Annotated in this window: 10 protein-coding genes; 7 read left to right on the top strand and 3 right to left on the bottom strand. The window is 66.7% G+C overall.

What is annotated here, in order from left to right; translation table 11 throughout:
- Nucleotides 1-25 precede the first annotated feature (25 nt).
- From AC07OC_RS05225 to AC07OC_RS05255, 7 genes are all read left to right on the top strand, one after another.
- Complete coding sequence (locus AC07OC_RS05225; protein ID WP_494600470.1) at nucleotides 26-1,384, top strand: LLM class flavin-dependent oxidoreductase; 1,359 nt, start codon at nucleotides 26-28, stop codon at nucleotides 1,382-1,384.
- A complete protein-coding gene (locus AC07OC_RS05230; protein ID WP_494600471.1) occupies nucleotides 1,384-2,589 on the top strand; it encodes a M20 aminoacylase family protein in 1,206 nt (401 codons plus the stop codon). The genes AC07OC_RS05225 and AC07OC_RS05230 overlap by 1 nt, the downstream gene beginning before the upstream one ends.
- Before the next feature lie 26 nt (nucleotides 2,590-2,615).
- Nucleotides 2,616-3,200, top strand: a complete 585-nt coding sequence (locus tag AC07OC_RS05235) for a GNAT family N-acetyltransferase (RefSeq protein WP_494600472.1) — start codon at nucleotides 2,616-2,618, stop codon at nucleotides 3,198-3,200.
- Between the two features lie 75 nt (nucleotides 3,201-3,275).
- On the top strand, nucleotides 3,276-5,162 hold the full coding sequence (locus tag AC07OC_RS05240; RefSeq protein WP_494600473.1) for an amino acid ABC transporter permease/ATP-binding protein: 1,887 nt from the start codon (nucleotides 3,276-3,278) through the stop codon (nucleotides 5,160-5,162).
- A 158-nt stretch (nucleotides 5,163-5,320) separates the two neighbouring features.
- Nucleotides 5,321-6,256 carry an ABC transporter substrate-binding protein gene (locus AC07OC_RS05245; protein ID WP_218340652.1) on the top strand — a complete coding sequence of 312 codons (936 nt, stop codon included), beginning with the start codon at nucleotides 5,321-5,323 and terminating at the stop codon, nucleotides 6,254-6,256.
- Between the two features lie 24 nt (nucleotides 6,257-6,280).
- Complete coding sequence (locus AC07OC_RS05250; protein WP_218340653.1) at nucleotides 6,281-7,231, top strand: ABC transporter substrate-binding protein; 951 nt, start codon at nucleotides 6,281-6,283, stop codon at nucleotides 7,229-7,231.
- 153 nt (nucleotides 7,232-7,384) lie between these two features.
- The gene (locus AC07OC_RS05255; RefSeq protein ID WP_218340654.1) at nucleotides 7,385-8,473 is read left to right on the top strand and encodes an LLM class flavin-dependent oxidoreductase; all 1,089 of its coding nucleotides are present in this window, start codon (nucleotides 7,385-7,387) and stop codon (nucleotides 8,471-8,473) included.
- Nucleotides 8,474-8,749: 276 nt separating this feature from the next.
- On the opposite strand, the gene AC07OC_RS05260 is transcribed toward AC07OC_RS05255, so the two are convergent.
- The 3 genes from AC07OC_RS05260 to mltB all read right to left on the bottom strand — a co-directional run bounded on the left by AC07OC_RS05260 (nucleotide 8,750) and on the right by mltB (nucleotide 11,893).
- Complete coding sequence (locus AC07OC_RS05260) at nucleotides 8,750-9,511, bottom strand: ABC transporter permease (protein ID WP_218294445.1); 762 nt, start codon at nucleotides 9,509-9,511, stop codon at nucleotides 8,750-8,752.
- A 5-nt stretch (nucleotides 9,512-9,516) separates the two neighbouring features.
- A complete protein-coding gene (locus AC07OC_RS05265; protein WP_494600474.1) occupies nucleotides 9,517-10,515 on the bottom strand; it encodes an ABC transporter ATP-binding protein in 999 nt (332 codons plus the stop codon).
- A gap of 301 nt (nucleotides 10,516-10,816) precedes the next feature.
- A complete protein-coding gene (gene mltB, locus AC07OC_RS05270; protein WP_494594548.1) occupies nucleotides 10,817-11,893 on the bottom strand; it encodes a lytic murein transglycosylase B in 1,077 nt (358 codons plus the stop codon).
- Between the last annotated feature and the right edge of the window lie 189 nt (nucleotides 11,894-12,082).

A 12,082-nucleotide genomic window follows, 5' to 3' on the forward strand; every position in this document is an offset into this window, starting at 1 on the left:
CCCCTTTTTCCCAGGAACAGACACCATGAGCAACACCCCACAACCCATCCGCTTCGGCGTCATGCTGCACGGCGCTGGCGGCCACATGAATTCGTGGAAGCACCCCGCAGGCCCTGCGGACGCGAGCGTCAACCTCGACTTCTACATCGAGACCACGCGGAAGGCCGAGGCCAACGGCATCGCCTTCGCCTTTGTTGCCGACGGGCTGTTCATCAACGCGAAGTCCATCCCGCACTTTCTGAACCGCTTCGAGCCCATCTCCATCCTGTCGGCGCTGGCCGTGGCGACGTCGAAGATCGGGCTGGCGGGCACCATCTCCACCTCTTACAGCGAGCCATTCACGGTGGCGCGGCAGTTCGCGTCGCTGGACCTCATCAGCAAGGGGCGCGCTGGCTGGAACGTGGTGACCACGCCGCTGGAGGGCACGGCCAGCAACTACAGCCGCAACCACCCCGACCATGCGCTGCGCTACGAGATCGCCGACGAGTACCTGCAGGTGACGCAAGGCCTGTGGGACAGCTGGGACGAAGACGCCGTGGTGCGCAACCGCGCCACGGGCCAGTTCTTCGACCCCGCCAAGCTGCACACGCTGAACCACAAGGGCCGCTTCTTCCAGGTGGCGGGGCCGCTCAACATCGGCCGGTCGCCGCAGGGGCAGCCGGTGATCTTCCAGGCGGGTTCCTCCGACGCCGGCATCGGCCTGGCGGGCAAGTACGCCGATGCGGTGTTCACCCACTCGCCGTCGGTGGAGGAGACGCGCAGCTTTCTGCGCAAGGTCAAGGCCAGCGCCGTGGTGCATGGCCGCCAGGCCGACGATGTGAAGATCTTCCCCGGCATCGGCCCCGTGGTGGGCGCCACGCAGGAAGAGGCGGACGCCAAGTACCAGGCCATCCGCGAGCTGCTCACCGTCGATGAAGCGCTGGCCTACCTGGGCCGCTACTTCGACCACCACGACTTCAGCCAGTACCCGCTGGACGCGCCCTTCCCGGACCTGGGCGAGATCGGCCGCAACAGCTTTCGCTCCACCACCGACCGCATCAAGGCCGATGCCAAGGCGCGCGGCCTGACCCTGCGCCAGGTGGCGCTGGAGGCCGCCACGCCGCGCTCGCAGTTCGTGGGCACCGGCGAGCGCGTGGCCGACGAGATCATCCGCTGGGTGGACGAGGGCGCGGCCGATGGCTTCATCCTGGGCTTCCCCGTGCTGTCGCAGGGGCTCGACGATTTCATCACCCACGTGATCCCCGTGCTGGAGGCGCGGGGCCGCTACCAGCGCACGCTGCCGGGCCACACGCTGCGCGACCACCTGGGGCTGCCACGCAAGGCCAGCCGGTATGCGCAGGCCGTTGTGGATGCAGCCGCGGCGGCAGAGAAGAAGGCCGCGTGATGGGAGCCGCATTGCCTGCAGCGGCTTCCGCGCACGACGTGCAGCGGGTGAAAAGTGTGGAAGAGGGCATTGCCGCCTTCATCCACGAGTTCCAGGCATTGCGCCGGGACCTGCACCAGCACCCCGAGCTGTCGTTCCATGAGCACCACACCTCGGCCATTGTGGCTGAGCGCCTCGCGTCCTGGGGCTATGAGGTAACCACCGGCATCGCGGGCACCGGCCTGGTGGGCACGCTGCGCAAAGGGCAGGGCACCAAGACCCTGGGCATCCGTGCCGACATGGACGCACTGCCCATCACCGAGGCCACGGGCCTGCCCTATGCCAGCCAGAACGCCGGTGTGATGCACGCCTGCGGGCACGACGGGCACACCACGGTGCTGCTGGCTGCGGCGCGCTTCCTGGCCGAGTCGGGCCGCTTCGACGGCACGCTGAACCTCATCTTCCAGCCCGCCGAGGAGAACGGCGGCGGCGCCCACCGCATGATCGGCGAGGGCCTGTTCGAGCGCTTTCCGTGCGACGCGGTGTTTGGCCTGCACAACTGGCCCTGCGTGGGCGAGGGGCACTTTGGTTGCGTGACGGGGCCTGCCATGGCCTCGGTGGACCAGATCACCATCACCGTGCGCGGCAAGGGCGGCCACGGCGCCGCGCCGCACGAGACGGTGGACCCGGTGGTGGCCAGCGCGCACATCATCACCGCGCTGCAGACGGTGGTCTCGCGCAATGTGGATCCACTCGACATGGGCGTGGTCACGGTGGGCTCGATCCACGGAGGCAACGCACCCAACGTGGTGCCCGAGAGCGTGGAGCTCAAGCTCACGGCCCGCGCCTTCAAGCCCGAGGTGCGCGAGGTGCTCAAGGAGCGCATTCCGGCCATCGCCCGCGCGCAGGCCGAGAGCTTTGGCGCCACGGCCGATGTGTTGTACCGGCCCGGCTACCCGGCCGTGCTCAACCATGAAGCCGAGACGGAACTGGCACGCAGCGTTGCGCTCGACACCTTTGGCGCAGCCCGTGTGGAGGCTGGCTTTCGCCCGCGCACGGCCAGCGAGGACTTCGCCTTCATGCTGCTCAAGCGCCCGGGCAGCTACGTGTTCGTGGGCAATGGCGATGGGGCATCGCTGCACAGCCCGTACTACGACTTCAACGACGCCATCCTGGCGCCCTCGGCCACGTACTGGGTGCGGCTGGCTGAGCGGTTTCTGGCCTGAGACCCTTTCACGAGAAAGCCCTCCCCATGAATGACAGCTTCATCTACACCTCGCCCGCCGATCCCCTGGCCCGCCCGCTCATCGAAGAGCTGTCGCACGAGTACGAGTCGCGTTACGGCGAGTTCTACGACCGCGAAGGCGGGCAGCGTGAGATGGAGAAGTACCCGCCCGAGCTGTTCACGCCGGAGCATGGCGGCAACTTTGTACTGCTGCTGCGCGGCGGACAGGCGATTGGCGGCGGTGCCTTCAAGCGCCACAGCGACGCGCTCACGGCGGAGCTCAAGCGCGTGTGGACGCACTCGGCCCACCGCCGCCAGGGGGTCGCCGCCAAGGTATTGCTGGAGCTCGAAGCGCAGGCGCTGCGTCAGGGCTATGCCCGGCTGTACCTCACCACCGGCTTTCGCCAGCCCGAGGCCGTCGGGCTGTATCTGGGCCATGGGTACACGGCGCTGTTCGACACCACGCTGCCGCACGCGACGTACCGCCACCTGCCGTTCGAGAAGACTCTGCGCGCCGTGGACGGCCTGGAGTCCACCCCCACGTTGACGGCACACGCCACACCGCACGCCCTGGGCGTGGGACCCGCTGCAGTCGTGGCGCAAGCGGCCTGAAGCCCGCCACAGACACCTGCCCAGCCCACCCCGCTCTTTTCCACGAACCTCGACAGACCGCGAGACCTCACCACCATGTCCACCTCCACCACCCTGGACGCCGCTGCCGGTCTGCCGCTGGGCCCCGGCCATGCCGCGCCCCCTGGTGTCCACAGCCATGCGCTCAGCACGCCTGCCCCGACACCCTCGTCCTCCCCCGCACCTGCCCCGGTGAAGGGTGACTATTCGCACTACAAAGTCGTGCCCGCGCGCTACCGGGCACGGGCGGCCGGCACGGTGTTTGCCGCCGTGGTCATTGGGCTGGTGCTGTATTCGGTGTTCACCAACCCGCGCTGGGGCTGGAGCATCTTCGGCGAGTATTTCTTCTCGGAGCCCGTGCTGGTGGGCCTGGGCCGCACCCTGCTGCTCACCGCGCTGGGGGCGTTGTTCGGATTCACGCTGGGCACGGCGCTGGCACTGGCCCGGGTGTCGCGCTCGCCGCTGCTGGCGGGGCTGTCGTGGACGTTCATCTGGATCTTCCGGTCCATCCCGGTCATCGTGCTGCTGCTCATCATCAACAACCTGGGCTACCTGTACGAGACCGTGAGCCTGGGCGTGCCTTTCACCGGCTGGACGTTCTTCTCGTACCCCACCGCGCAGCTCATCAGCCCGTTCGTGGCGGCGTTGATCGGCCTTACGCTGAACCAGGCGGCCTTTGCATCGGAGATCGTGCGTGGCGGCATTTTGTCGGTGGACCAGGGGCAGCTGGAAGCGGCCGCCGCACTGGGCCTGCCGCGCCGCCGCCAGGCGTTCCGCATCGTGCTGCCGCAGGCCATGCGGTCCATCTTGCCGGCAGGCTTCAACGACATCATCGGGCTGGCCAAGGGCACGTCCAACGTGTACATCCTGGCCCTGCCCGAGCTGTTCTACACCATCCAGATCATCTACCGCCGCAACCTGGAGGTGATCCCGCTGCTGATGGTGGCGACCGTGTGGTACCTGGTGATCCTCACGGTGCTGTCGCTGCTGCAGTACTACATCGAGCGGCATTTTTCCAAGGGCGCGCTGCGCAGCCTGCCGCCGTCGATCTTCAGCGGCATTGCGCAGCGCCTGCGGCCTGCGCGGCGCGTGGCCGTTCAAGGTGATACAGCCGTGACCGCACCGGCAGCGGCGCCCACGCCCGCCGTCGCCACCGTGCCGCGCTGGACGGGCGAGCGCAACCGCGGTGGTGAAGTCACCATCCACGGCGTGTCCAAGAGCTACGGCGCCCTGCGAGTGCTCAAGGACGTGACGCTGACGGTGCCGCCCGGCAGCGTCACGGTGATCCTGGGGCAGTCCGGCTCGGGCAAGTCGACCTTGCTGCGCACCATCAACCACCTGGAGCGGGTGGACGATGGTTTCATTGCCATCGATGGCGAGCTGATCGGCTACCGCCAGGACGCGGACACCCTGTACGAGCTGGGTGAGAAGGACATCCTCCAACGCCGGGTGGACGTGGGCATGGTGTTCCAGAACTTCAACCTGTTCCCGCACCTCACCGTGCTGGAGAACATCGTCGAAGCCCCGGTCACCGTGCGCAAGCTGCCGCGTGCCGAGGCTGAAGCGCTGGCGCTGGAGCTGCTGGCGCGTGTGGGCCTGTCCGACAAGGCGCACAGCTATCCACGGCAGCTTTCCGGCGGGCAGCAGCAGCGCGTGGCCATTGCACGGGCCCTGGCGCTCAAGCCCAAGGTGCTGCTGTTCGACGAGCCCACGTCTGCGCTGGACCCGGAGCTGGTGGGCGAGGTGCTCGATGTGATCAAGGAACTGGCACGCACCGGCACCACGCTCATCATCGTGACGCACGAGATCGGCTTTGCCCGCGAGGTGGCCGACACGGTCGTCTTCATGGAGCAGGGCCGCGTGCTGGAGACCGGCACGCCCGCCAAGGTGTTCAGCCAGCCCGACCACCCCCGCACGGCGGAGTTCCTGGCCAAGGTGCTCTGAGCCGCCACACATTCCCCCACCCGCAGCGGCCTTTCTGGGGCAGCCGGCCTTTAGCCCAGGCCGGGCTGCGGCATGGGCGCCGCTGTGATCTGCCGATTTTTTGCTTCCTTCATTTGCCTGTTTTCCTGACCTATCCATTTCATCCCCGGAGCCGATCCATGACCCTTGTGAACCGAACCCTCGCAGCCCTTGCACTGGCCGCTGCGTCCATCGCCGCACTGGCGCCCGTCCACGCTGCTGCGCAGGCCATCGACCTGAGTCCCGAGCAGCCCACGCGTCCCCGCTCGCAGAAGGTGGACGAGGCGATCAAGCTCGTCGCCAAGGATTTCAAGTTCGCCAAGGACGGCGTCCTCACCGTGGGCACCACCACGGGCCGGCTGCCATTCGGCGCCTATGCCACCGACAACAAGACGCCCGTGGGCAACGCGCCGGACATCGCACAGCTGGTGGCCGACAGCCTGGGGCGCAAGCTGGAGCTGGTGTCCGTGGCCTGGGCCGACTGGCCGCTGGGCCTGCAATCCGGCAAGTTCGACGTGGTGATCTCCAACGTCACCGTGACCGAGGAGCGCAAGGAAAAGTTCGACTTCTCGACCTACCGCAATGACCAGCTGGGCGTGTATGTGAAGGCCGACAGCAAGATCACGTCCGTCAAGGAGCCCAAGGATGTGGCGGGCCTGAAGGTGGTGGTCGGCGCGAGCACCAACCAGGAGCAGATCCTGCTGCGTTGGAACCAGCAGAACATCGCCGCAGGCCTCAAGCCGGTGGACATCCAGTACTACGACGACGATGTGGTGTTGTACTTGGCGCTGGCCTCGGGCCGCGCCGACGCGTACCTGGCCCCCAACGGCATCGCCGCGCACAACGCGCGCGATGGCAAGACGAAACTGGTGGGAACCTTCTCGGGCGGCTGGCCGCAGGCGGCCGAGATTGCCGTGACCTCGCGCAAGGGTTCGGGCATTGCCGACGCGATCACCACGGCACTGAATGCGCAGATCAAGAACGGCAACTACGCCAAGGCGCTCGAGCGCTGGAACCTGCAGTCCGAGGCCATCCAGGTCTCGCGCACCAACCCTCCCGGCTTGCCCAAGAAGTAAGCCTGCAGCCTTCAAGGACCATCCATGATTCTGACTCTCCATTCCCTGTCGCGCCGCAGCCTGGTGGCCCTGGCCTCGGCGTGCGCGCTGTCCTGCGCGTGGACCGTGGCCGGTGCTGCCACCGCGTTTGACTTCAGCCCCGAGCAAATGGGCCGCATCCGCGCCGAGAAAGACGCAGCGGCCGTCCAGGCCATTCCGAAGAATTTCAAGTTCGTGAAGGAAGGAGTCTTCACCGTGGCGATCGCGCCGTTTGCGCCCCCCATCGCCACGTATGCCAGCGACGCCAAGACGGTGGTGGGGTTCGATCCGGACTATGCACAGCTGATTGCCGACGCACTGGGGCTCAAGCTCGAACTGCTGCCGATTGCCTGGGCCGACTGGCCGCTCGGGCTCACCTCGGGCAAGTACGACGCGGTGATCTCCAACGTGGGCGTGACGGAGCAGCGCAAGGAGAAGTACGACTTCTCCACCTACCGCCTGGGCCTGCACGGCTTCTATGTGCGCGCCGACAGCAAGATCACGTCCATCAAGGAGCCCAAGGACATTGCGGGGCTGAAGGTCATCACCGGATCGGGCACCAACCAGGAGCGCATCCTGCTGGAGTGGAACAAGCAAAACGTCGCCGCAGGCCTCAAGCCCGTGGAGCCCGTGTACTTCGACGACGACGCCGCGCGGCTGCTGGGCGTGGTGTCGGGCCGGGCCGACGCCAACTTCAACCCCAACGCGCCGCAGGCCTACCACGCGGCCAAGGACGGCAAGATCAAGCTCGTGGGCACGGTGAACGCGGGCTGGCCGCTCAAGTCCGACGTGGCCATCACCACGCGCAAGGGCTCGGGCCTGGCCGATGCGCTGACGCTGGCCACCAATGGGCTCATCAAGAACGGCAAGTACACGCAGGCGCTGCAGCGCTGGAGTCTGCTGGAGGAAGCGTTGCCCAAATCGGAAACCAATCCCCCGGGCTTGCCCAAGTTCTGAAGCCCTCTGAGCCGCTGCGCGACTTCCCCCTCAGGGGGACGCACCCGGTGGACTGGCGGAGCCAGATCCACGGGTGCGCTGGCGTGGGGGCGCGCCGGTTGCGGGCGTCTGTCGGTCTGATCGGCGTCTGTTGATCCTTTTTCTTTTTCATCCATGGCTATTTCTCATCTCGCATTTCTGACGCCGGGCAACTATGCCGAGGACAGCCCGCTGCAGGGTTTGGAAGACACCTTGCGGCTGTTCGAGCTGGGGGAAGCGCTGGGCTACCAGGGCGCGTGGGTGCGCCAGCGGCATCTGGAGCGGGCGGTGTCGTCCGCGGCCACGCTGCTGGCCGCCGCCACGCAGCGCACGGGGCGCATCGCGCTGGGCACGGCGGTGATCCAGATGGGGTATGAGAACCCTTTCCGGCTGGCCGAGGACCTGGCGACGGTGGACGTGCTGTCGCGCGGGCGCCTGCAGGTGGGGCTGAGTGCGGGGGCGCCACCCTACGGGCCGCTGCTGGGCGGGCGTTTGTTCGACGGCGATGCGCAGGCCATCGATTTTTCGCACGCGCGGGTGGAGCGGCTGCGCAGCAACCTGCGCGGTGATTATTTCGGCGACGACGACTTTTTCGTGGAGTCGCCCGCAGGACGCCAGCGCCCGCGGGTGCAGCCGCATGCGGCGGGGCTCGTGGAGAGACTGTGGTACGGCGGCGGGTCGCTGAAGTCTGCGCAGTGGGCGGGTGCCCAGGGCTACCACCTGCTGATCGGCAATCTCAACCGTGGTGAGCAGACAGACGATTTCTTCGCGGCGCAGCGCAGTCAGCTCGAACTGTTTCATGCCCACTGGTCGGCTCCCCACGCCCCGCGTGTGGCGCTGGGCCGGGTCGTCGTGCCGCTGGACAGCGCAGATGCTGCGAGCCGGGCGCGCTACCGAGCCTGGGCGGCGCTGCGCGAGGTTCGCACGATGGCACCCCAGGGCGAGCGCCGTACGCTGTTTGCGCGCGATCTGGTGGGGACGTCCGATGAGATCCTGGAAAGCCTGCGCCAGGACCCGATCGTGCCGCGCGTGCAGGAGCTGCGGCTGGAGCTGCCATATGACTTCAACGTGCACGAGTACGCGCAGATCCTGAGCGACACCGCGCAGTACATTGCGCCGGAGCTGGGCTGGGTTCCAGCGGCGGCCGGCCCGACTGTCGACGGCTACTGCGTGGACCGCGCAGCCGCGACGTCGCTGCCCAGCTCGATCACCGACATGGCGTAGCAGATCGACCGGTTGTAGCGGGTGATGGCGTAGCGGTTTTCGGTGCCCGGCACGTAGCTCGGCGTATCACCGCCGTTGTGTAGTTCGACGAGGCCAGGGGCGCGGCGGCGCCATCCAGCACGCCGCCCTTTGCTTGTATGCTGGCAGCGCTGAAGGTGGGCAGGAGTCTTGCGGTAAGAGGTGATCCAGTTGCAGCAGGCTCAGACCGAACGGGTTGTTTCAAGTTCAAAATGCTGACTCTATGAAGCACCGCCCAGCCCACGTCTTGCGGTGCGTTCAGCGCCGGATGCGCCGTCCCGTCTTGAACACCCACCACACCACGACAAGGCACAGGGCCATGAACACGAACGTCATGCCCGCGCTCACGCCGATGTGGACATCGGCCTGGCCGTAGAACGCCCAGCGCAACCCGCTGATGAGATAGACCACCGGGTTGAACAGCGAAACGGTCTGCCAGAACGGCGGCAGCATGCTGATGCTGTAGAACGCACCGCCGAGAAACGTCAGCGGTGTGATGACCAGTAGCGGTATCACCTGCAGCTTTTGAAAGCTGTCAGCCCAGAGGCCGATGATGAATCCGAACAGGCAGAACGTGACGGCGGTGAGCACCAGAAAGCCCACCATCCACACCGGATGCGCCACTTCGTAGGGCACAAACACCCTGGCGGTGGTGAGGATGAGCACCGATACCAGCAGCGACTTGGTGGCTGCGGCGCCGACATAGCCCAGCAGCACCTCGACCCAGTTGACCGGCGCGCTGAGCAGCTCGTAGATGGTGCCGGACCACTTGGGCATGTAGATGCCAAAAGCCGAGTTGGAAATGCTTTCGGACAGCAGCGACAGCATGAGCAGGCCGGGGATGATGTAGGCCCCATAGCTCACGCCGCCGATGTCGCCCATGCGCGAGCCAATGGCCGAGCCAAAGACGATGAAGTACAGCGCCGTGGACAGCACCGGTGCGATCAGGCTTTGCATCCAGGTGCGAAAGGCACGGTTCATCTCGAAGCGATAGATGGCACGCACGCCATGCAGGTTCAGGCCGGTCATGCTCGGGATGCTTTCTGTTGCGACGGGGCGTGGTCCTGGTCCTTGTCCTGGTGCACCAGGCCCACAAAAATGTCTTCGAGCGAACTCTCGCTGGAATGCAGGTCCTTGAAGTCAATCCCGTGTTCGGCCAGCGCGCGCAAAAGTGCGGCAATGCCTGTGTCTTCTTGCTGGGTGTCAAAGGTGTAGGTGAGCATGGTGCCACCCTGGCTAAGCACCAGTGGCCAGCGGGCCAGCGACGCGGGTATCTGCTGCATCGGTTGCTGCAGCGTGAGTGCAAGCTGCTTCTTGCCCAGCTTGCGCATCAGCACATTTTTGTCCTCCACCACGATCAGCTCGCCCTTGCGGATCACGCCGATGCGGTCGGCCATGTCCTCGGCTTCCTCCAGGTAATGCGTGGTCAGGATGATGGTGGTGCCCGCATCGCGCAGCGCCCGCACCAGGCGCCACATGTCGTGGCGCAGCTCCACGTCCACGCCCGCGCTGGGCTCGTCGAGGAACAGGATCTTGGGCTCGTGCGACAGCGCCTTGGCGATCAGCACGCGGCGTTTCATGCCGCCCGAGAGCGCGAGGATCTTGCTGTCCTTCTTGTCCCACAGCGACAGGTCCTTCAGGATCTTTTCGATGAAAGCAGGGTCGGGAGCCTTGCCGAACAGCCCTCTGCTGAAGTTGACCGTGGCCCACACGGTTTCAAACGAATCGGTGTGCAGCTCCTGGGGCACGAGGCCAATGGCCGCGCGGGCGGCGCGGTAGTTCCGCACGGTGTCATGGCCATCGGCGCTGATGGAGCCCGCCGTGGCATTGCTCATGCCGCAGATCACGCTGATGAGCGTGGTCTTTCCCGCGCCGTTGGGCCCGAGCAGGGCAAAGATCTCGCCGCGCCGGATGTCCAGGTCGATGTTCTTGAGTGCCTGGAACCCGCCAGCGTAGGTTTTGCTCACGCCGCGCACACGGACGATCGCGTCCGCAGCGGGCATGGAAGAAGGTGATGCAGGCATGGGATGGTGGTCAGGAATAGTGCGTGCCGCCGCGGCGGTTGCCGGGCAAGCGGGGGAGCGACGCATTGTGGCTTGAGTTGCGCAACCGTGCTGGCAGGCGCTGGCAAACCCCGCTTTGGCCCTGCGGCCAGGACAGGTCTTTCCCCTTCGCCACCGGATGCGTGCGGTGCGGGTAGTACAGCTGGCTCCGATCCGCAGAGCCCCACCAGGCAGTTCGGCTCGCGAAGGGTATTGCGGGCCATCCGGTGCTCGGCCCCTCGGTCGACCCTGTGCGCCTGCTCCGGCCGCCTCAGCGCCAGGATCAGCGCGCTCGCGCCGCCGCCACCTCGCGGCCCAGCTCGATCACGGCCATCGCGTAGTAGCTGGACCAGTTGTAGCGCGTGATGGCGTAGAAATTCTCGGTGCCTGCCACATAGCTGGCGGGCTCGCCGCCGTTTTGCAGTTCCACCAGTGCCAGCGGGCCGGTGTGCTGCGCGCCCTGGGCATCCAGCACCGCGCCTTTGGCTGTCATGCTGGCCACGCTGAAGGTGGGCAGGATGTCGGGTGCCAGCAGGTCGTCGAGCTGCAGGCGCGCGGCGTCGAACTGCACGCCAAAGTGCGTGGGCATGCCTGGCGTCCAGCCATGGCCGCGGAAGTAGTTGGCCACCGAGCCGATGGCGTCCGCCGGGCTCTTGAACAGGTCCACGCGGCCGTCGCCATCGAAGTCAATCGCATAGCGCACCCAGCTCGACGGCATGAACTGCCCCAGGCCCATGGCACCGGCGTAGCTGCCACGGGGCTCGAACGGGTCGGTGTCGCTGCGGTTGGTGAGGCTCAGGAACTGCTCCAGCTCACCGCGGAAAAATGCGGTGCGCTCCTTGGCACGCGGGTGGGTTGACGGGAAATCAAACGCCAGCGTGGCCAGCGCGTCCATCACCCGGAACGTGCCCATCTGCTGGCCGTAGATGGTCTCCACGCCGATGATGCCCACGATGATCTCGGCGGGCACGCCGTACTCGCGCTCGGCTCGCTCCAGCGTGGCCTCGTTCTCCTGCCAGAACCGCTGGCCGGCGCGGATGCGGATGGGGTCGATGAAGCGGCTGCGGTACACGCGCCAGTTCTTGGCGGTGCCTTTGGCTGGCGGCAGCATGAGGCGGGGGACCTGTGGCAGGAAGTGCGCCTGCCCGATGGCCTGGCGTACCCATTCGCGGTCCAGGTCGCGGCGCGCGGCCAGGTCGTCGGCAAACTGCAGGGCCTCGGGGCGCGATGCATAGGGCACCGCGGGCTTTTGCTTCGTGGCGGTGGGTTTAGAGGGTTTTTGGGGGCTGGCGCTTGCTGTTATTGCGCAAGATGCTATTAAAAATATAGCAATATTGGCCCATCGGGCTGTCTTCTTCATGTCGGTTGTTCGTTACTTTGTTGTGTCCCTGCGCCGCGCAACCGGCGCGGCCCGGGCCGGCGTCACCGCGCAAGGGCAGCCCTGCCGCGCTGGCGGCGCCCCCCTTCGTGGCGGAGCCGAGAGAAGGGGCTGGAGGCCGCGGATCCAGGCCTGCCTGCGCAGGCTGGGACGGCCCCGAAGGGCTGCCGT

The organism is Acidovorax sp. GW821-FHT10E04 (assembly GCF_059415185.1).